This window comes from Agrobacterium salinitolerans (genome assembly GCF_002008225.1).
Taxonomy (GTDB): domain Bacteria; phylum Pseudomonadota; class Alphaproteobacteria; order Rhizobiales; family Rhizobiaceae; genus Agrobacterium; species Agrobacterium salinitolerans.
Genome location: NZ_MRDH01000038.1, coordinates 19,486 through 37,880, shown reverse-complemented (window position 1 = coordinate 37,880; position 18,395 = coordinate 19,486). Strand labels below are relative to the sequence as shown.

Sequence of the window (18,395 nt, the reverse complement as noted above, 5' to 3'; positions counted from 1 at the left end):
GGATAAGTAATGTCCACGATACAGCAACAAGACGTGAGGAACCAATGAAACTCGGCGACGGCGTTGAACAGGCCATTCACAGCGTGGGCATGCTGGCGGGACTTTCCGAAGGCGGCGTGTTATCGGCAGCGGCGCTGGCGGAATTTCACGGCGTTTCCACGAGCTATCTTCTGAAGCACCTGCAATCATTGTCCAGCGCGGGCATTGTCGCCACGGTGCCGGGGCCTAAGGGCGGATATCGTCTGGCGCGACCGACCGACAAGATCACCCTGCTTGACATCGTTCTGGCGGTCGAAGGACCGCAGCCGGCGTTTCGTTGCGCGGAAATCCGCCAGCGCGGGCCGAACCCGCTGCCCGGCCGTTATTTCACCAAGCCCTGCGGAATCAATGCCGCGATGTTGAAAGCAGAGAAAGTCTACCGGGCCGAACTCGCCAAAACCACCATCGCCGATATTCTGGGTGATCTTGCTGCCAATGATGATGGCGGGATTGCCGCGCGTGGCTGCGCCTTTCTGGACATGAATGAGCGCAAGACGACGATGCGCTGAACCCGAAAACGAGACCCGGAATAACCACCAATCACGTTCCCGGATGGCATTGCCGCTTCCCGGACCGATGACACACGCCTTAAACCAACCCAACCAACGGAGAAACACATGAAAACTCGCGTCAACTATGCCAAAGCATCCCCCGAAGCTTTCAAGGCCATGATGGCTTTTGAAAATTATGTTCAGACCAGCGGTCTTGAGCGCCGCTTCATCCACCTCATCAAGCTGCGTGCCTCGATCATCAACGGCTGCGCCTTCTGCGTGGACATGCATGTGAAGGAAAGCCGCCATGACGGGCTTTCCGAACAATGGATCAACCTGATGAGCGTCTGGCGCGAATCCCCCGTTTATACCGAACAGGAACGGGCTCTGCTTGGCTGGGTGGATGCGGTGACGAAGATTGCCGAAACCGGCGCTCCGGATGATGCCTTCGAGACGTTGAAAGCGCATTTTTCCGATGAGGACATCGTGAAAATCACGGTTGCGATCGGCGCAATCAACACCTGGAACCGCATCGCGGTCGGCTTCCGCTCGCAGCATCCGATCGACGCGGCTGCGAAGGCGGCCTGAGCCACCACGACCGCATCGAACGACCGCTACATCGCGATGTAGCGGTCGTTTCTGTGGTTGACGGCGAGCGTGAGGTTCATGACCAGCGCGCCTAGAATGGAACAAAGGATAACGAAAGGCGTCGCAACGAAGAAGGAGCAGGCGAGAACCATGCCGTCAAAGGCGAGCTGCACGAGGCCGGCGCGCCAGCCGAAGCGATCCTGAAGATAGAGCGCCAGGATGCCGAAGCCGCCGAGGCTGGTGCGATGCCGGAACAGCGCCAGCATGCCGGCCGCCACCGTCAACCCGCCGAACAGTGCCGCGGCAATCGGGTTGATGCTCTCAAAGGCAAAGAAGCCCGGCATATATTCGGAAAGCAGCGCCGTCATGGCGATGGCGCAGAAGGTCTTGACCGTGAATGCAAGGCCGAGGCGACGGAAGGCGAGATAATAAAACGGCAGATTGACGAGGAAGAAGACCGTACCGAAGCTGAGATCTGCGCCGTAATGCACGAGAAACGCCAGACCGACCGTACCGCCCGTCAAAAGGCCGGCAGCGGAAAACAGCGTGACGCCGAGCGAAACCAGCATGCTGCCCGCGAGAACGCCCTGCGCGTCCTCCAGCAATGAATGACGATCCGGCGCGGAGGCCCAAAGGTTCAGTCGCCTGCGTGCGCTCGTATCATCCATGCACTTTTCCCCGAATTTTGGTCTCTACCGAGCTATTGCGCTGAAGTGCTCCGGATTTCAACCACCTTTGCTCAACGCACGACGATGTATCTATCCGAGCGGTGATTGATGGCCAGAAACATGTTGAGGACAAACGCGCCGACAATCGAATAAACGACGGTCGCCGGATCGATGACGAGGAAGGCGCAAAGCATCACGAAGGCATCGAAGGCGAGCTGGATGAGACCGGCGCGAATGCCGAAGCGATCCTGAATATAGATGGCGAGAATGCCGATACCGCCAAGGCTGGCGCGGTGGCGATAGAGCGCCAGCAATCCATAACCTAGCAGCAGGCCGCCGAGCAGCGCCGCCCAGAGCGGATTGATGCTATCGATCACCATCCAGCGGGCTTCCACTTCCGTCAGCACAGAAACAAGGCCGATGGCGATGAAGGTCTTGAAGGAAAAGGCAAGACCGAGGCGGCGGAACGACAGGTAATAAAACGGCAGATTGACGAGGAAGAACAGGAGGCCGAAGCTGATGCCGAAAGCATAATGCAGGAGAAAGGCGACGCCGGCGGTGCCGCCGGTCAGAAGGCCGACCTTGTTCAGAAGATAAAAGCCGAGCGCCGAGACGATGGCACCGGTGACGATGCCCTGCACGTCCTCCACCGGCGCATGTTTGGCCGGATCGGAACTCCACATGCCGTAAACGCTTCTCGTTCTGCTCACGCTTTTTTCCTCAGCTTCAGGCATATTTTGCACTGCAAAAAACATCTGAGCAAGATGGATACGTAAGGAAGCCTGACCTATCGCGAAAATGGCAAGAAACGGAATGTTCAGGCTTTGGCACGGGCAAGAAAAAGAATGCCGGAAAGGGGTTTTCCGGCATCCTTGCGAATGGTGGTTTTGCGGATTTCGATGAGGGAAAAGCCAGTCCGCTCAAGAAGCTCGGTCACGTAGCTTTTAGAATGGGCGTAACGAAGGGATTCCCGAAGCACGAAACCGTCTTCCTCCCCCGCATCCTCAACCGAAAAGGCGAAAAAGCCTGAAGGCGCAAGCAGGGCGGAAACGAGCGGCATGACAGCCTCGAGACTGCCCAGATACATCATCACATCGGCGGCGGCGACGAGGTCGGCACGGTGCTGCGCGAGCATGGATGTGAAGAGCCCCGAGGTCTCCGGCTCCAGCGAAAGATCGGCCTGGTCGAGATGATCGTAAAGCCCCTTTTCCTCCGCCTTGCCAAGCATGTTCTGGGAAATATCGAAACCTTCCAGCCGGTTTGCGAAAGTGCGGATTTCAACGCCAAGGAGACCGGTGCCGCAGCCAATATCGACAATGGTATCGAAGACGCCGCCTTTCGCCGCCTTGCCGATCAGTTTCGCCAGCTTTTGCGGCACGCTGTAATCCAGCTTTTCCACGAGCGAAGTTTCGAAACGGTCGGCGTAATCGTCGAACAGCCCTTCCACATAGCGGCTGGGCGGTTGCTCCGGCGTTTCGGCGGCGCCGAGAACCGCGAGTTTCAACTCGGCTGCAAACAGTCCTTCGGCGTCCAGTTCAGCGACTTTCCCGTAAGCCGCCACGGCTTTTTCAGTTTCGCCCGCTTTTTCGTGATATTCCCCGAAGCGAAACCAGCCCGCCGTCCACTGTGGCGCAAGTTCAAGCGCCTGCTCCATGAGTTCGGCGGCGGCGGGATAGTCACCGCTCTCCGCCAGCATGCGAGCATAGTCAGCCCGGCGGTCGGCAATGACGTCACCGGAAGAAAACTGGTTTGGGGCCATTCAAGATTCCTGAGAAGATGTCGGCTGTCATTTATCAAGCCACAAAAAAACTCAAGTCCTATTTCATGGGCCTGCGTGGAATTGACGAATATGACGCGATATAGTCGCCGAAACTTGCATCGAAGCGTCGTGCTTTATATGTCAGGATAAAATAGGAGACGTGCTGATGGCCGGTGAGGTCAACAAAATGCTGGGTGACACGGTGGCCCGTACCGTGGTGAAACTGCTGGTGGTTTCATTGCTCGTCGGCTTTCTGATGGCTATCTTCGGATTGACGCCATGGAACATCATTTACGGCGCGCGCGATTTCGTTGTCGACCTGTGGCGCAGCGGTTTCCATGCGCTGGGCGCAATCGGCGACTATCTGATCCTCGGGGCAACGATCGTCATTCCGGTTTTCATCATCCTGCGCCTCCTGAGCTATCGCCGCTGACATGACCGATACTTCGCTTCACACGCTTACCCGGCGCGGTTTCGTGCTGCTTTCCGCCGGCTCCGTTCTTTCCGCCTGCGTGTCCATGCCCACCAACAAGGGCATCCCCTCCGGCACCCGTGACGAGACGGCCGCGGCGCTTCCCATGGTCAACGATCTGCGCCGATCCAAGGGGCTTTCGCCGCTTGCCATCAATGGCGCGGCAAGCGGTGCCGCCGCCTATCAGGCCGGCCGCATGGTCAAGGCGCAGAAAATGGCGCATCTTATCGGCCTGACCGACAGTTTCCTGGTTCGCATGAAGGAAGGCAATGTGCCGCTTCCGGCAGCGGAGAACGTGGCCGCCGGGCAGGACAGCGTCGAGCGGGTGGTCAAGGCCTGGATCGGCTCACAACATCACCTTGAAAACATGCTTGGGCCTTATAACGGCCTCGGCGTCGCGGTCGCCTATGATACGGCCAGCCGCAACCGGCCCTATTGGGCGATGGTGCTCTGCGCCTGAGGCAAAGCGGCGGGAACCACCATCTTCCCTCATTCCTGTTCCCCGGAACAAGCCCGAGGATGTCACAGGGATGAGGAAGGAGAGCCCCCTGAGGAAGCGCTACCTCAACCGTCCAGATCCGCTCTCAACCGAGCTTGCGATCCGCCCAGCGGTCCACCGCGCTATCACGCAAGTCGCGAATGGACTGCACGCCCTCGCGGGCGACCAGCTTCGACAAGCCCTTGACGATGGCCGAGGGCAGGCCGGGGCCTTCATAGACCATGCAGGAATAGAGCTGCACGAGATCGGCCCCTGCCCTCACCTTTTCCAAAGCGGTCTCCGCCGATGACACACCGCCGACGCCGATGATCGGCAGGTTGCCGCCGACGCGGCGGCGCATCTTGGCGAGAACCGTGGTGGAAAGCTCGAAGAGCGGCTTGCCCGAGAGACCGCCTGCCTCGCCCTTGTGCGGGCCCGGCCTCAGGCCTTCTCGGGAAAGCGTGGTGTTCGAAACGATCAGGCCATCGAGATCATGAGCGAGCGCCTCTTCGGCGACATCGTCCAGCCCCTCTTCGGTGAGATCCGGCGCGATCTTGAGGAAGACCGGGATGCGTTTGCCGAAGCGTTCGGCTTCCACTTTTCGGCGTTCCAGCACGGCGGCGAGAAGCGCGGCAAGGCTTTCGCGGGCCTGAAGATCGCGCAGGCCGGGCGTGTTGGGCGAGGAAATATTGACGGTGAAATAGGATGCCACCGAATAAAACGCTTCGATGCCCTGCACATAATCGGCGATGCGGTCTTCGCTATCCTTGTTGGCGCCGATATTGACACCGACGATGCCGCGCAGCTTTGCCTGCTTCAGGCGCTCCAGCGCAGCGGCGTGGCCTTCATTGTTGAAGCCGAGGCGATTGATGACACCTTCGTCCTCGACCAGACGGAAGATGCGCGGCTTGGGATTGCCGGATTGCGCCTTGGGCGTGACGGTGCCGATTTCGGTAAAGCCGAAACCGAGTCTCAGAAGCGGCCCCGGCACTTCCGCATTCTTGTCGTAACCCGCCGCCATGCCGAGCGGATTGGGGAAGACGAGGCCAGCTACCGTCTGCTGCAGACGCGGGTCATGCGGCACCATGCAGGTGGGCAGGAAGCCGCTTTTCAGCGCCGCAACGGACAGGCCATGGGCCTTTTCCGGATCGACCAGAAACAGGCCCCTGCGGCCGACCGAGGAAAATAATCCGCTCATCACAAAATCTCCGGAAACTGGTGCTGGCCGTCGTGACCGAGCGAAAGCGGCGTTTCCCAAAGCACGGCGGTCAAGGGAAGAGGCGCATAAAGATGCGGGAAAAGATCGCCGCCTCTGGAGGGTTCATAGACCAGCTTGTCGCCGAGGGCCGCGCCGTCGACGGCGATCAGAAGCAGATCGATCTGGCCGGAAAAATGCCGCGCGGCGGTCTCTGCCGCCTGTTTCGCCGTTGAAAAATGAATGAAGCCGTCAGTCAGGTCGATGGCCGCACCTTCGAAGACGCCCTTCGCCTTGGCCGCGCTCCATAATGTCTCCGGCACGATTTTATAGATGATCGCGGGCGTTTCCTGCATAGGGCTCTCCAAGGCTTTCCACTCAGCGGGATTTGCCGCAAAGCTCGAAGATTGTCCACAGTTTCCACGGCATTTTATTGCGGAGAGCCTGAAAGACCGCCTGTCCACAAGCTTTTCCTTGTAATGCGGGACCGATTGGCGCAACCTTTGGCGGAGGAGCCGGATGTGTTTCGACCATCGGCAAACGGGAGTGAGCCAGTATCAGAAAAAGAACCGCATAACGCCCTTGGGAGGGGGCCAGAATGTCGGAACTTGTCATTATCATAGCAGATGACCACCCGCTTTTTCGCGGTGCCCTGAAACAGGCCGTATCCGGCCTCGACGGGCAACAGAGCATTATTGAAGCCGGGGATTTCGAGGCCGCCCGCAGTGCAGCCGCAGCGCGCAACGACGCCGACCTCATGCTTCTCGACCTCGCCATGCCGGGGGTCAGCGGATTTTCAGGCCTGATGGCGCTCCGGGCGGAATTCTCCAGCCTGCCGATCGTCATCGTTTCGGCAACGGACGATGCGACCACCGTGCGCCGCTCCATCGAACTCGGTGCTTCCGGCTTCATTTCCAAATCCTCGGGTATCGACGATATCAGGGACGGCATCCGCGCGGTTCTGGAAGGCGATGTCTGGATACCGTCGGGCCATCAGGGCGAGAAGGAACAGGATCCTGACGTGGCCGATCTGATCGGCCGGCTCAGAACGCTGACGCCACAGCAAAGCCGGGTTCTGGGCATGCTGGCCGAAGGTTTGCTGAACAAGCAGATCGCCTACGAGCTCAATGTTTCCGAAGCCACCATCAAGGCGCATGTCTCCGCCATCCTGCTGAAGCTCAAGGTCGACAGCCGCACCCAGGCGGTGATCCAGCTCGCCAAGATAAATACATCGGCCATGGTGGCGTAGAAAAGGATTTTATTCCTTTCCTTGCTTTACTCCTGACCGGATATGGTCTAGATTCCGGTCAGTAAAGGACAGGAGCTTTCCGCTATCGGCTCCACTTGCGGGCTTTCTATCATGCTGTCACACGAGACGATCTGGAGCGCCATCGATACGCTTGCCGAACGCCACCAGCTAACGCCTTCGGCATTGGCGAAGCGCGCCGGCCTCGATCCCACCTCGTTCAATAAATCGAAACGCTTCGGGCCGGATGGCCGCAAACGCTGGCCTTCGACGGAATCCGTCTCCAAGGTGCTGGAAGCGACCGGGGCAAGTGTCGACCAGTTTTTCGGTTATGCTTTCGGCAGGGCGCAGGCCATGCAGCCTTCCGGTGCCGACAATGCCATTCCCCTGCTCGGTTTTGCGCAGGCAGGCTCCGGCGGTTTTTTCGACGATGGCGGTTTTCCGGCGGGTCAGGGCTGGGATGTGGTGGAGTTCCCCTCGTCTCCCGAGCGCAAGCAGGGCGTCTATGCGCTGGAGGTGCAGGGCGAGAGCATGATGCCGCTCTACCGCGACGGCGACATCCTCATCGTGGAACCCGGCGCACAGGTGCGGCGCGGTGACCGCGTGGTGCTGAAAAGCCGCGACGGCGAAGTGATGGCCAAGGTGCTGGCGCGGCAAAGCCCCAAAAACATCGAGCTTCTTTCGCTCAACCCGGAACATCCCAACCGCAGCTTCGACATGGCGGACGTGGAATGGATCGCCCGCATCATCTGGGCCAGCCAATAGGCCGGCAATTGCCGGCGATATCGGTCTACAGGCCGAGCGTTCTGACCGCTGCTTCGACAGTCATGATCTTCGCACCACCGGAAGATGCCCTGCGGATGAGAGCCTGAAGCCTGTCTTCCGGGCAACCGTAAAAAGTCGGTTTCAGTGAAACATCATGGGTGAAGATGACGAGCCAGCCACCCTTTTCCAGAACATCTTCGAGCCATCTGTCGGCGGCATCCAGATAATGCGGGTCCGGCCGCAATTCAACGGCGGCGAGATTATGCGGATCGACGCTGCCGCGATTGATCCCCGGCATAATGCCGCGGGCGGTCTTGAACCGTCGACGCAACAGGGGCTGCATGAGCGGCGAGGCCATGCCGAAAGGAATTGAGAAATTCCGCCCGTGACGGCTTCCATCGAACGATCCGAGCACCCTTTCGTTGCGGTCGAAATCCTCTTCAAGCCCGCGCCGTGAAAAACTCGACAGTTTGCGATGGGAAAAGGTGTGACAGGCAAGCTCGTGACCGGCCGCCGCCAGTTCCAAACAGCCTTTTGTGGAAATCATCTCCTGCTGTTCGTCGTACCTGTCGATGAAAGTGCCCGCGATGTAAAACGTCCCGCGAGCACCCTCGTCTTCCAGAATACGGGCGCCCTTTGTCCAAGCGCTCGCCGGCACATCGTCGAATGTGAAGGACACGATCGGCTCGGACGTTTCGATCCGCACCGCCGGTCCGGGGAAATAGCGCACCAGCCGGTTATTGATCCGGTCTGCAAAAGTCCCGATTTTTTGCGTCATACAAAGCCCCCCGGCCTGTCTGCAAATTACTGTCCCTCTTCGAGTATGTCGTAAGCCTGATGCCTCAAACAATAGATTGCAATCAGAAGAGAAGACCAGATAGGCCCGGTTCCGGTAAAGAAATTACTCTCTAGACACGAAGAAAGTAGCGCATACACCCAAATTCTCGCAAAAAGTCGGGTCAGGCCCGCATCCGCGCCCTTGTCCACCGCCGTGCGGAAATCATTCGCCGGTATAATGACCAGCCAGATGACGGTGAGAATGAAGGCAGGCAAGCCGCCGTTCAGCAAGCTTTCGACATAACCATTATGGGCATGGAAGGCTGAGACCGCCCAGGTGCCGGCGATATCGGCCTGCGACAGGAGCCGGTCACTCATCCAGAAGGCCTGAAACCCCTGACCGAAGATCGGCGATTGCGCGAAAGTGTCGAAGGATAGCCGCCAGATGTCTGTCCGCCCGGTGAAGGTGGAATCGATGCCCAGACTTTCGACAAAATTTTGTATGCTCGGGAAATAGGTGGAGCCGACCGCGGATATGTTGATGAAGGCCAGAAGACCGCCAATCATCAGAAGAGTGCGGTGGGCATGTCTTTCCATGATCCAGATCAGCGCCACGGTGACGGGCAGCAGCATGGCCGCGGTTTTTCCGTTGGTCTTCCAGAGGAAGAACCCTGAAAGCAGCGTGATGGCCAGGCCGCCCAGCGTCGACCAGGCGTTGCGCAGGTAAAGCCCGATCATGAAGAGAATGATCATGGCCGGAGCGGCGGCATTCTTGTGATTGAAGATACCGCGCCAGTCACCCGCCAACGCTTTTTCATCGAGATCATAGGGCTGATGGATCGAGCGCGAGCTGAGGAAGATCACACCCAGATAACACAGCGCCAAGAGAATGATGGCGAAGATGGCCATCATCCGGTCGAACTGCCGCCGGTCGCGCGGCATGACGACAAGGACGCTGGTGATGAAGCATAGGAGCGCCGTGAAGATCAGGCGTTGCAGCGACGTGCCGGGCTGGGTTCCAACCACCGAGCATATGGCCAGCCAGAAGAACAACAGCAGAATGGGCAGCCGCGGCCGCAGCAGAAGCCCCGTCAGCCGGTGGCGCAGCGCAAAAACGCCGAGGATCAATGCAATCACGAGGCCGGTCAGCTGGTTTGCGGCGGCGTGCGGCACGGGCGGTACTGCTAGATTTTCGAAAGGCGCGACGGAAATCCAGATATAGAGCATGGTGGCGACGAAAAAAAACGCGTCGCGCCGGCTGCCGGTAAAGGATATGGCGCCGCCTTGCGCAGAGACGGGCTGCGGATCAGCCAAACGCGGCATGGTCGCCTGCATCGGAAATGGATCGTCGGATCATTGGCCTGCCTTGTGACGAAGAACGAAACCCTTCTGATACAGGGCCATGTCCAAATAACCATAAACAGTCATTATCGTCATTATTATGCAATTGCTTTAACCCTCTCTTACCTCAAGAGGGATAAGACAGGATAAACTGCCATTCATACGGATCGCGGACTTTCACATTATTGGCCAGTTGCGGCTTTTTCAGTTCGCTGAATTCTAAAAAAGCAGCACAGCCATTTTTGAATTCGTCCGGCAATGCCGGAAAACATGGAGAATGAGGTGTCGTTCAATACGCCGCGGCTCGGCCATCTAGTCAGACTGGGATTGACCTACATGGCGTCCGGCGGGGCGCTCCTCATGTCCAGCGCCGCCCAGCTTCTGACCTTCGCGCTGCTTGCCCGCCATCTCGGCGTCGAACAATTCGCGCTTTACGCCTCCATCACGGCCGTCACCAATCTCGGCGTCCAGATCTGCGGCATCGGCTCGCAGGAATCGCTGATCCGCCGCGTCGCGCAGGATCGCAGCATGTTTCCCGTCATGCTCGGCCACAGCTATCTCTTGAGCGCCGCGACAGGCGTCGTGCTGACGATCGTCGGCATGGTGACGATCCCGGTATTTTTCCCGACCTCGGAAACATTGCTGCACACGCTGATCACCACCTTCCTGATTCTGTTCACGAACCTCGTCCTCCTGAAAGTCATCTCGCTTTCCACGCAGAGCTTCATCGCCCATTCCGACTTCGCCTCCGCCAACAAGCTGGAAGTGATGTTTGCCGTCGCCCGAACCATTGCCGCGGTGGTCGCCTGCCTCATCTTCAAGGTAGAGACCGTAGAAGCCTGGGCGCTGTGGAACCTTGCGGCCCACACCATTGCGGCCATGATCTCGGTCAAGGCAATAGCGAGACTCGGCAGCCCGGTGTTCCGCATCGTGCGCGAGGAAATCCGCATCGGCATCCTGTTTTCCACCCAGTTCCTGTTCAAGGCCGTGCGCGGCAATGCCGATATTCTCGTTCTCGGCGCCATTGCCAGCGCCGAGGTGCTGGGCAGCTATTCCATCGCCCGGCGCATTCTCGACAGTTCCTATCTCTCCGTCGAGGCCCTCAACCGGCTGATCTATCCTGGCTCGGCTTCCGCCGCCCTGCAGGGCATCAGCAAGACCATAGAGCGCGCCTATAACGTGCTGAAGGCCGCGCTTTTCATCGCGACCGGCAGCGCGTTCGTCATTTTCATCATCGCGCCATTCCTGCCGCTTTTGTTCGGCGATGAATATGTTTCGCTGCCCATCATCACCCGCGTGCTTTGCTGGGCGGTTCTGCCCATGGCTGTTGCCGCCACCGCGCTCGAGGCGCTCGGCGCATCCGGACGGCAGGATATTCGCGCGAAGATCTGGAACAGCGGCAACCTCATCGGCTCCGTCGTCGTCGCCTTCTTCACATGGTCCTTCAGCATTTCGGGAACGATCGGCAGCTATTTCATGGTGGAAACCGCCATCGCCGCCGCCGTGTGGATCGCGCTTCTGCGCCTGCGCCGCAATGAAGAGGTTTTCGCGCCAGCCAAATAAGAGCTGGCATAGGAGCCGAGCTGGTGGCCGGCTCTCCCTAATAGAGTCCATAAGGGAAATAACGCCGGTAGATTTCTTCCAGCCTGCCGTTACGGGAAAGGGCCGCCAGCGCCTGATCGAAAGCCGGAACAAGCACGTTGTCGGGATCGACGGTCATGATGGACAGGCCTTCACCGAGAAACCTGTCGGACATATAGGGACCGCCGTAGAGCGCGCAGCAGCCTTCGGACGCGCTTCCGGAAACCCAGAAAGGCAGACGCAGACCGTCGGCGAAAATGGCGTCTACCTTGCCTTTCTTCACCGCGTCATACATCGGTTCGTAGCCGTCGAAGCCCTCAGCCGCGGCCTTTGGAAAGAAAGCCTTCAGCATCTGTTCGTGCCGCGAGCCGGCAACCACACCCACCTTCTTTCCCGACAGCGCATCGGCACCGGAGCCGGTGAATTTCGCCGCCTTGTTCACCGCAAGACGGGCGGGCATCAGGAGATAGGGCCGCGAGAAGGTAAAACTCTTGCGCAGGTCGGCGGTGGTGGCGAGGCCGGAAATCACAGCTTCGCCCTCGCCCAATTCCAAAGCCGCCTCCAGCTCGTCAAATGGCAGCGCCTGCACCTGGCATTTGCTTTCGACCTTCAACTGAGCGCAGATTTCACGCACCAGATCGACATGGAAACCCGCAAGCCGGCCTTCCTGATCGGTAAAATTGAAGGGCGGAAAATCGACCGACATCAGAAATCTGATGCGGGGAACGGAAGAAAGATCGCCGCCCGGAAACCGCTCCTGCGCATCGAAAAGCACCGGCATCCGGTTCCCGTCCGACAGGCCTTCTGCACGCACATCGCTAAAAAAACCAGTAAATTGTAAAGCGAAAGCTAAAGTAAATCCGACACTTATATTCCGCGTTACATTCGTCATTCTCATCTATACTATCCGTGGCAGGAAGTTGGGCGTTACCATGACGGCGGCGGCGATGCATGGATTATTTTAGGCAATATACACGAGATTCGTTTCGCATGACGCCGGCGACACGAAAAATTGCATTTTCCCACGCCAGTGAAAATCCACTCCCAACCGCTTCCGAACAGGACCAGACTGGACAGGACCGCTTTCTCTCTTCGCTGGGATTGGGCGGACCCTATATCGAGGCATTCGAACAGCGGGCTCGGGAAAATGGCTCAACTTTTGAGGACGAATTGCTGGCAAGCGGTCTCGTCACGGCGGATGCCTATTTCGGCGCTTTCGCCAGATTCCTGCGGTTGCCGTTTCTCCCGGAAATCGGCCCAGATCGCGTGACGGACTTGAACGGGCTGGACACTCAGCTCTCCGAACCAAGGTTCCTGCGGCTGACACCGCTGAACGGCACGCCAACGCTGCTGATTGTGCCGGAACTGGCGCGGATGGCGTCGCTGAAAAACATGCTGGATCAGCGCCCGCGTCTTCTCGACGATTTTGCCGTGACAACCCCGCAGGCCATGCGCGGCGCAATCTGGAAAGCGGGCGAGACCCGTCGCTTGGCGGAAACCCAACAGCTGCTTTTCAACACGGCGCCACACCATTCCGCCAGGATCACGCTTCACGGCGAGCAGGGTTTTTGCAGCGGCGTTCTCCTTACCCTGCTTATTCTGTCGCTGGTGTTTTATACGGAAGCGGCATTTACGTATCTGCATGCCACCCTGACGATGCTTTACCTCTTGACCCTGCTTTTCAGGCTGTTCGCGCTCTTCCATCTATCCATGGAAAAGGACGCCACCTTACCTCTTCGGCAGGAAAGCCAATTGCCTGTCTATACTGTTCTGGTGGCGCTTTACCGGGAGGAGGACGTCGTCGGGCAGCTCATCGGCGCATTGGAGCGTCTGGACTGGCCCAAATCCCGACTGGACATCAAGCTTGTCTGCGAGGCAGACGACGGTGCGACAATTGAGGCGATCCAGCGGATGAATCCCGGGCCGCATATAGAGGTTGTAAGGGTGCCGCCCTCCCTACCGCGCACCAAACCAAAGGCCCTGACTTACGCGCTTTCCGGCGCACGCGGCGCATTCGTTGTCATCTATGACGCCGAGGACCGGCCCCATCCGCAGCAATTGCGCGAAGCCTATAGCGCCTTCCGCAACCAACCCGACGAGCTAGCCTGCCTGCAGGCCCCGCTTATCATCAGTAATGCTTCTTTCTCCTGGCTCAGCGCGTGTTTCGCATTGGAATATTCCGCCCTCTTCCGCTGCATCTTACCTGCCCTTGCCGCACATGGCTTGCCGCTGCCGCTTGGCGGCACCTCCAATCATTTCCGGACCGCCGTGCTGCGGAAGGCTGGCGCCTGGGACCCCTATAATGTAACGGAAGACGCCGATCTCGGCCTCCGGCTGCATCGGCTGGGTTATCGTTGCGGCGTTATCCGGCGACAGACGCTGGAGGATGCGCCGACCTCACTATCCGTGTGGCTGAACCAGCGAACACGCTGGTACAAGGGCTGGCTGCAAAGCTGGCTGGTGATGACCCGTGCGCCCCTTGCGACCGCGCGCGGCATGGGATGGTTTGCCTATGTGGTCTTTCAACTGCTGATCGGAGGCATGCTTCTGTCGTCGTTGGCGCACCCCCTGCTCTTCGTTTCGCTGGCATTCATGACCATCGCTCTTCGGGAAAATGGCGCCGACCTGTTGCTCTCCTGGCAGGGTCTTCTGTTTTTTATCGATGTGCTGAATATCGTCGGAAGCTACACGATCTTCGTCCTGATGGGCCGCAGCAGAATGATCGCCTATGAAAGACGGCATGTCGGAAGGCGGTGGCTGGCAATGCCCGCATATTGGCTGATGCTGTCCATCGCGGCCTGGCGGGCCGTGGTGGAACTCAAAACCAAACCCTTTGCATGGAACAAGACGCCACACGCGCCAGCCGTCAAAAATACCTCATGATCCGGTATCTTCGAGAGAACCAAAACAATCGAGATACTTGTTTCGAGTAACGGCGGCTCACGGCTCCTATCACATTGCCGCTGCCAGCAAAGCCGCCTCAGGCCTTACGTTACCGCCGTCATCGATAACGCGAGCCGGTTCCTTGCCGAACAAAGCTCCTCCTTCGGCAAGGTCCTTCATTTCATCTTGAAGGCGACCGAACCGCTCTACTTGGCAACGAGCTTGTTCTTAATCAGGCCGACGATGATCTGCACGATCAGACCGCCGACACCGCCGCCAACCAGCTGGCCGGCGAGAGCGCCGATATCCACGCCACCGGCTGCCGCGTCTCCCGCCGCGCCGAGCAGCGAACCGAGCACAGTTCCGCCGCCGAGTCCGCCGATGGCGCCTGCAATCAGATTGCCGAGCGAACCAAGATCGGAGTCCTTCACTATCTTTCCGCCCGCCGTGCCACCTACCGCACCGCCGACGATCTGGGCCAATATCGAAGCAAGATCCATGTCATCCTCCTCAGTCGTTTCCCCGACCATTCGAGGAAACAAAGCCTCTTATTCATGTCTGGGCAGGTTGAACCGAACCGGCATGGCCGGCCTTCTCTTCCTCGCCGAAGATTTTCCAGATCGCGGCTCCGATGGCGCCGCCGAGGATCGGAGCAAGCCAGAACAGCCAGAGCTGCTGCAGCGCCCATCCGCCAACGAACAATGCCTGTCCCGTGGAGCGGGCCGGATTGACAGATGTGTTGGTGACCGGAATGGAAATCAGATGAATAAGGGTAAGGGCAAGACCGATGGCGATCGGCGCGAAGCCGACCGGAACCCTGCCATGTGTCGAACCCAAAATAACGATCACGAAAAACGCCGTCAGGATGACTTCGATCAGCAGCGCCGATACGAGAGAATATCCGCCCGGCGAGTGTTCGCCATAACCATTGGCGGCAAAACCGCCAATGTCAGCCCCCGCCTTGCCGGTGAAGATGACATAAAGCGCCGCAGCTGCGACGATCGCCCCCAGAACCTGCACCACGATGTAAGGCAAGAGGCTCGCCGCCGGGAATTTACCCGCAACGGTGAGGCCGACTGAAACGGCCGGATTGAAGTGACCGCCCGAAATGCCGCCTACCGCATAGGCCATGGTCAGAACCGTCAGACCGAAAGCGAAAGCGACGCCAAGGAAGCCGATACCGAGCTCTGGAAAGGCTGCGGCAAAAACCGCACTGCCGCATCCCCCGAACACGAGCCAAAAGGTTCCCAGAAATTCCGAAAGAAGTTTGCGACTCATAACACTTCCCCTATGTTACGACCACATCAACTATTACGTGCAATTTAATTGTAGTCAAGCTAAATCGCATATTCGCTTTGTCCGCGAATGTAACGGCGGCAAGAGGCCTATTATTTGTTGGGGCGGAATTGGAGCGGGTGAAGGGAATCGAACCCTCGTATTCAGCTTGGGAAGCTGCTGCTCTACCATTGAGCTACACCCGCGCCGCGCATAAGACATCGGATAGTTCGCAGCGGGTGTCAAGCACCCGCCGGGTTCGTTATTCGGCGCGGAAATGCTTGGAGAGCTTCAGTCCTTGGGCCTGATAGTTGGAGCCGAGGCCGGTTCCGTAGAGGCCTTCCGGTTTTTCCAGCATATGCTCGTAAACAAGCCGACCGACGATCTGCCCGTGTTCGAGGATGAAGGGCACTTCGTGGCTGCGCACTTCGAGCACGGCGCGGCTGCCGGTGCCGCCCGCCTGCGCATGGCCGAAGCCCGGATCGAAGAAGCCGGCGTAGTGCACACGGAATTCGCCTACCAGCGGGTCGAAGGGCGTCATTTCAGCCGCATAGAGCGGCGGAACGTGGACAGCTTCGCGCGAGACGAGGATATAGAATTCATCCGGGTCGAGGATCAGTTCGGCGCGGCCGCGCGCGTAGAGCGGCTCCCAGAAATCGAGAACGTCATGCTGGGCCTTCTTGTCGACATCCACCACCGCCGTGTGATGTTTGCCGCGATAACCGATCAGTCCGTTTTCGCCGAAACCCTTGAGGTCGATCGAAAGCGCGATGCCGCCGCCGGTCACGTTGGGCGTGTCGCTGGCGACCAGCATTTCCGTCTCGTGCAGCTTCAGCAGTTCACTTTCGTTGAGCAGCGAATGGCCGATGCGGAAGCGGATCTGCGACAGGCGCGAGCCGCGTCGCACGACGATCGGGAAGGTGCGCGGGCTGATTTCCAGATAGAGCGGGCCGGCATAACCCGCCGGTATCTTGTCGAATTCCTGCGCGCCGTCAGTCATGACGCGGGTGAAGATATCGAGGCGGCCGGTCGAGCTTTTCGGATTGGCCGACGCCGACATGTCCGCCGGCAGCGCGAGGCTTTCCATCAAGGGGACGATATAAACGCAGCCGGTTTCCAGCACCGCGCCCTGGGTGAGATCGATCTCGTGCAGGCTCAGACGATTGAGCTTGTCGATCACCTGGGTTCCCGGACCGGGCATGAAGCTGGCGCGCACGCGATAGGCCTTCGAGCCGAGCCTGAGATCGAGGCTGGCGGGCTGGACCTGATCAGCATCGAGATCGGCCTCGCTCTTCAGCTTGCCGCCCGCAAACAGCGCCCGGATTGCGCCATCCGCCAAAATGCCCGTGGTTCTGGTCATGGTTGTCATTCCTTTTTACGGCGACAAAACCAAAAGGAAAGCATTGACGCAAGCCGATAACGGCAGTATGGCAAGCTTATCCCGTGGTGATTTGGCCGGTCGGCTTGCAGCCACGTTAAACAAGTGGCTAAAAAGACCGGGTGCTAGGAACCGGTCTGCTTGTGCGGCCGGTTTTTTTGTTTTGAAGGGGATCACATGAGCAATAAATGGCGCCCGGCAACCCAGCTGGTTCACGGCGGTACGCTACGCTCACCGTATGGTGAAACGTCGGAAGCAATCTATCTGACCCAGGGTTTCGTCTACGAAAACTCCGAGGCCGCCGAAGCGCGCTTCAAGGGCGAAACAGACGGTTTCATCTACGCCCGCTATGCGAGCCCCACCAATGACATGTTCGAAAAGCGCATGTGCCTGCTGGAAGGCGCTGAAGACGCCCGCGCGCTTGCCTCGGGCATGGCCGCCGTCACCGCCGCCATCATGTGCCAGCTACGCGCCGGCGATCACATCGTTGCCGCACGCGCCCTCTTCGGCTCCTGCCGCTGGGTGGTCGAGACGCTTGCGCCGAAATACGGCATCGAATGCACACTGATCGACGGACGCGATCTCGGCAACTGGGAAAAGGCGATCCAGCCGAACACCAAGCTGTTCTTCCTCGAAAGCCCAACCAACCCGACGCTCGAAGTGGTTGATATTGCCGGTGTGGCGAAACTCGCCAACCAGATCGGCGCGAAAGTGGTGGTCGACAACGTCTTTGCGACGCCGCTTTTCCAGAAGCCGCTCGAACTCGGCGCGCATATCGTCGTGTATTCGGCAACCAAGCATATTGACGGTCAGGGTCGCTGCCTTGGCGGCGTGATCCTTTCCGACAAAAAGTGGATCGAGGAAGAACTGCAGGATTATTTCCGCCATACCGGCCCGGCCATGTCGCCTTTCAATGCTTGGACGCTTCTGAAAGGTATCGAGACGCTGCCGCTGCGCGTCAAACAGCAGACGGCCAATGCCGGCAAAATCGCCGATTTTCTCGCGGAGAACGACAAGGTCGCCAAGGTCATCTATCCCGGCCGCGCCGATCACCCGCAGGCGGACATTATCGCCCGGCAGATGTCAGGCGGTTCGACGCTTGTGGCTTTCGAACTGAAGGGCGGCAAGGAAGCGGCCTTCAAGCTGCAGAACGCGCTTGAGATCGTGAAGATTTCAAACAATCTCGGCGACGCCAAGAGCCTCATCACCCACCCCGGCACGACGACGCACAAGAACCTCACTGACGAGGCGCGCGCCGAGCTCGGCATTTCCGGCGGCACCCTGCGCCTTTCCTGCGGCATCGAGGATACCGACGATCTGCTGGAGGATCTGGCAAAGGGTCTTGCGGCCGTTTCGGCCTGAGAATTCAATCGGCAAATCGCCATGGCCTGACCGCGTGTCGGGCCATGGTTCGCCGGTCCAGCCCGAAAGACCGCATCAGGCAACCAATATTTACCTT

The 18,395-nt window shown here is 58.9% G+C and carries 20 protein-coding genes, 1 tRNA gene and 1 riboswitch; of the genes, 9 read left to right on the top strand and 12 right to left on the bottom strand.

The genetic code is table 11. The features are described from left to right. Positions 1 to 44: 44 nt before the first annotated feature. On the top strand, positions 45 to 548 hold the full coding sequence (locus tag BS627_RS22520) for an RrF2 family transcriptional regulator (RefSeq protein WP_077985383.1): 504 nt from the start codon (positions 45 to 47) through the stop codon (positions 546 to 548). 108 nt (positions 549 to 656) lie between these two features. After that, positions 657 to 1,118, top strand: coding sequence for a carboxymuconolactone decarboxylase family protein (locus BS627_RS22515; RefSeq protein ID WP_077985382.1), 462 nt, complete (start codon positions 657 to 659; stop codon positions 1,116 to 1,118). A gap of 26 nt (positions 1,119 to 1,144) precedes the next feature. Here BS627_RS22515 and BS627_RS22510 read toward each other — a convergent pair whose 3' ends face one another. The 3 genes from BS627_RS22510 to BS627_RS22500 form a co-directional block, all read right to left on the bottom strand. After that, positions 1,145 to 1,786, bottom strand: coding sequence for a YitT family protein (locus BS627_RS22510; RefSeq protein ID WP_077985381.1), 642 nt, complete (start codon positions 1,784 to 1,786; stop codon positions 1,145 to 1,147). Positions 1,787 to 1,857: 71 nt separating this feature from the next. Continuing rightward, positions 1,858 to 2,469 (bottom strand): YitT family protein, encoded by a 612-nt coding sequence (locus BS627_RS22505; protein ID WP_035236585.1) that lies wholly within the window; start codon positions 2,467 to 2,469, stop codon positions 1,858 to 1,860. A gap of 134 nt (positions 2,470 to 2,603) precedes the next feature. Beyond that, on the bottom strand, positions 2,604 to 3,545 hold the full coding sequence (locus tag BS627_RS22500) for a class I SAM-dependent methyltransferase (RefSeq protein WP_165691360.1): 942 nt from the start codon (positions 3,543 to 3,545) through the stop codon (positions 2,604 to 2,606). Positions 3,546 to 3,711: 166 nt separating this feature from the next. Here BS627_RS22500 and BS627_RS22495 point away from each other — a divergent pair, with 166 nt between their 5' ends. Together BS627_RS22495 and BS627_RS22490 are read left to right on the top strand one after the other, a co-directional pair. Beyond that, on the top strand, positions 3,712 to 3,978 hold the full coding sequence (locus BS627_RS22495) for a DUF6460 domain-containing protein (RefSeq protein ID WP_003493739.1): 267 nt from the start codon (positions 3,712 to 3,714) through the stop codon (positions 3,976 to 3,978). A gap of 1 nt (position 3,979) precedes the next feature. After that, positions 3,980 to 4,477 carry a CAP domain-containing protein gene (locus BS627_RS22490; RefSeq protein WP_077985380.1) on the top strand — a complete coding sequence of 166 codons (498 nt, stop codon included), beginning with the start codon at positions 3,980 to 3,982 and terminating at the stop codon, positions 4,475 to 4,477. A gap of 124 nt (positions 4,478 to 4,601) precedes the next feature. Here the strand turns inward: BS627_RS22490 and BS627_RS22485 are convergent, their stop codons facing one another. After that, positions 4,602 to 5,693, bottom strand: coding sequence for a quinone-dependent dihydroorotate dehydrogenase (locus BS627_RS22485; RefSeq protein WP_077985379.1), 1,092 nt, complete (start codon positions 5,691 to 5,693; stop codon positions 4,602 to 4,604). Continuing rightward, the gene (locus BS627_RS22480) at positions 5,693 to 6,046 is read right to left on the bottom strand and encodes a DUF952 domain-containing protein (protein ID WP_077985378.1); all 354 of its coding nucleotides are present in this window, start codon (positions 6,044 to 6,046) and stop codon (positions 5,693 to 5,695) included. The genes BS627_RS22485 and BS627_RS22480 overlap by 1 nt, the downstream gene beginning before the upstream one ends. Before the next feature lie 242 nt (positions 6,047 to 6,288). On the opposite strand from BS627_RS22480, the gene BS627_RS22475 reads away from it, so the two are divergent. Both BS627_RS22475 and BS627_RS22470 read left to right on the top strand, forming a co-directional pair. Next, complete coding sequence (locus BS627_RS22475; protein WP_077985377.1) at positions 6,289 to 6,939, top strand: response regulator; 651 nt, start codon at positions 6,289 to 6,291, stop codon at positions 6,937 to 6,939. A gap of 111 nt (positions 6,940 to 7,050) precedes the next feature. Next, positions 7,051 to 7,701: a S24 family peptidase gene (locus BS627_RS22470; protein WP_059759480.1), complete on the top strand. Its 651-nt coding sequence runs from the start codon at positions 7,051 to 7,053 to the stop codon at positions 7,699 to 7,701. A gap of 25 nt (positions 7,702 to 7,726) precedes the next feature. On the opposite strand, the gene BS627_RS22465 is transcribed toward BS627_RS22470, so the two are convergent. Continuing rightward, positions 7,727 to 8,479 (bottom strand): polysaccharide deacetylase family protein, encoded by a 753-nt coding sequence (locus BS627_RS22465; protein WP_077985376.1) that lies wholly within the window; start codon positions 8,477 to 8,479, stop codon positions 7,727 to 7,729. A gap of 26 nt (positions 8,480 to 8,505) precedes the next feature. Then, the gene (uppY, locus tag BS627_RS22460) at positions 8,506 to 9,801 is read right to left on the bottom strand and encodes a Wzy-type polysaccharide biosynthesis protein UppY (protein ID WP_077985428.1); all 1,296 of its coding nucleotides are present in this window, start codon (positions 9,799 to 9,801) and stop codon (positions 8,506 to 8,508) included. A gap of 288 nt (positions 9,802 to 10,089) precedes the next feature. Here uppY and uppX point away from each other — a divergent pair, with 288 nt between their 5' ends. After that, positions 10,090 to 11,382, top strand: coding sequence for a Wzx-type polysaccharide biosynthesis protein UppX (uppX, locus tag BS627_RS22455; RefSeq protein ID WP_165691358.1), 1,293 nt, complete (start codon positions 10,090 to 10,092; stop codon positions 11,380 to 11,382). A gap of 37 nt (positions 11,383 to 11,419) precedes the next feature. Here uppX and BS627_RS22450 read toward each other — a convergent pair whose 3' ends face one another. Then, a complete protein-coding gene (locus BS627_RS22450) occupies positions 11,420 to 12,181 on the bottom strand; it encodes a transporter substrate-binding domain-containing protein (RefSeq protein WP_077985426.1) in 762 nt (253 codons plus the stop codon). 170 nt (positions 12,182 to 12,351) lie between these two features. On the opposite strand from BS627_RS22450, the gene BS627_RS22445 reads away from it, so the two are divergent. Continuing rightward, complete coding sequence (locus BS627_RS22445) at positions 12,352 to 14,283, top strand: glycosyltransferase family 2 protein (RefSeq protein WP_165691357.1); 1,932 nt, start codon at positions 12,352 to 12,354, stop codon at positions 14,281 to 14,283. 206 nt (positions 14,284 to 14,489) lie between these two features. On the opposite strand, the gene BS627_RS22440 is transcribed toward BS627_RS22445, so the two are convergent. The 4 genes from BS627_RS22440 to BS627_RS22425 all read right to left on the bottom strand — a co-directional run bounded on the left by BS627_RS22440 (position 14,490) and on the right by BS627_RS22425 (position 16,918). Continuing rightward, positions 14,490 to 14,783, bottom strand: a complete 294-nt coding sequence (locus BS627_RS22440) for a hypothetical protein (protein ID WP_162520452.1) — start codon at positions 14,781 to 14,783, stop codon at positions 14,490 to 14,492. 52 nt (positions 14,784 to 14,835) lie between these two features. Next, the gene (gene aqpZ, locus BS627_RS22435; RefSeq protein WP_077985374.1) at positions 14,836 to 15,561 is read right to left on the bottom strand and encodes an aquaporin Z; all 726 of its coding nucleotides are present in this window, start codon (positions 15,559 to 15,561) and stop codon (positions 14,836 to 14,838) included. Positions 15,562 to 15,690: 129 nt separating this feature from the next. Further along, positions 15,691 to 15,764 (bottom strand) — tRNA-Gly (locus tag BS627_RS22430). Positions 15,765 to 15,820: 56 nt separating this feature from the next. Then, entirely contained in the window at positions 15,821 to 16,918 is a 1,098-nt protein-coding gene (locus BS627_RS22425) for a 2'-deoxycytidine 5'-triphosphate deaminase (protein ID WP_077985424.1), read from the bottom strand. Between the two features lie 73 nt (positions 16,919 to 16,991). Further along, a riboswitch (SAM riboswitch) is annotated at positions 16,992 to 17,070 on the top strand. A 43-nt stretch (positions 17,071 to 17,113) separates the two neighbouring features. Between BS627_RS22425 and BS627_RS22420 the strand changes: the two genes are divergently transcribed. Continuing rightward, entirely contained in the window at positions 17,114 to 18,298 is a 1,185-nt protein-coding gene (locus tag BS627_RS22420; RefSeq protein WP_077985373.1) for an O-succinylhomoserine sulfhydrylase, read from the top strand. Positions 18,299 to 18,395 lie beyond the last annotated feature (97 nt).

Excerpts from the sequence above, each read along its gene's own strand:
- BS627_RS22520 (WP_077985383.1), top strand. The coding sequence starts at position 45 with ATGAAACTCGGCGACGGCGTTGAACAGGCCATTCACAGCGTGGGCATG.
- BS627_RS22515 (WP_077985382.1), top strand. The coding sequence starts at position 657 with ATGAAAACTCGCGTCAACTATGCCAAAGCATCCCCCGAAGCTTTCAAG.
- BS627_RS22510 (WP_077985381.1), bottom strand. The coding sequence starts at position 1,786 with ATGGATGATACGAGCGCACGCAGGCGACTGAACCTTTGGGCCTCCGCG.
- BS627_RS22505 (WP_035236585.1), bottom strand. The coding sequence starts at position 2,469 with ATGTGGAGTTCCGATCCGGCCAAACATGCGCCGGTGGAGGACGTGCAG.
- BS627_RS22500 (WP_165691360.1), bottom strand. The coding sequence starts at position 3,545 with ATGGCCCCAAACCAGTTTTCTTCCGGTGACGTCATTGCCGACCGCCGG.
- BS627_RS22495 (WP_003493739.1), top strand. The coding sequence starts at position 3,712 with ATGGCCGGTGAGGTCAACAAAATGCTGGGTGACACGGTGGCCCGTACC.
- BS627_RS22490 (WP_077985380.1), top strand. The coding sequence starts at position 3,980 with ATGACCGATACTTCGCTTCACACGCTTACCCGGCGCGGTTTCGTGCTG.
- BS627_RS22485 (WP_077985379.1), bottom strand. The coding sequence starts at position 5,693 with ATGAGCGGATTATTTTCCTCGGTCGGCCGCAGGGGCCTGTTTCTGGTC.
- BS627_RS22480 (WP_077985378.1), bottom strand. The coding sequence starts at position 6,046 with ATGCAGGAAACGCCCGCGATCATCTATAAAATCGTGCCGGAGACATTA.
- BS627_RS22475 (WP_077985377.1), top strand. The coding sequence starts at position 6,289 with ATGTCGGAACTTGTCATTATCATAGCAGATGACCACCCGCTTTTTCGC.
- BS627_RS22470 (WP_059759480.1), top strand. The coding sequence starts at position 7,051 with ATGCTGTCACACGAGACGATCTGGAGCGCCATCGATACGCTTGCCGAA.
- BS627_RS22465 (WP_077985376.1), bottom strand. The coding sequence starts at position 8,479 with ATGACGCAAAAAATCGGGACTTTTGCAGACCGGATCAATAACCGGCTG.
- uppY (WP_077985428.1), bottom strand. The coding sequence starts at position 9,801 with ATGCCGCGTTTGGCTGATCCGCAGCCCGTCTCTGCGCAAGGCGGCGCC.
- uppX (WP_165691358.1), top strand. The coding sequence starts at position 10,090 with ATGGAGAATGAGGTGTCGTTCAATACGCCGCGGCTCGGCCATCTAGTC.
- BS627_RS22450 (WP_077985426.1), bottom strand. The coding sequence starts at position 12,181 with ATGCCGGTGCTTTTCGATGCGCAGGAGCGGTTTCCGGGCGGCGATCTT.
- BS627_RS22445 (WP_165691357.1), top strand. The coding sequence starts at position 12,352 with ATGGATTATTTTAGGCAATATACACGAGATTCGTTTCGCATGACGCCG.
- BS627_RS22440 (WP_162520452.1), bottom strand. The coding sequence starts at position 14,783 with ATGGATCTTGCTTCGATATTGGCCCAGATCGTCGGCGGTGCGGTAGGT.
- aqpZ (WP_077985374.1), bottom strand. The coding sequence starts at position 15,561 with ATGAGTCGCAAACTTCTTTCGGAATTTCTGGGAACCTTTTGGCTCGTG.
- BS627_RS22425 (WP_077985424.1), bottom strand. The coding sequence starts at position 16,918 with ATGACCAGAACCACGGGCATTTTGGCGGATGGCGCAATCCGGGCGCTG.
- BS627_RS22420 (WP_077985373.1), top strand. The coding sequence starts at position 17,114 with ATGAGCAATAAATGGCGCCCGGCAACCCAGCTGGTTCACGGCGGTACG.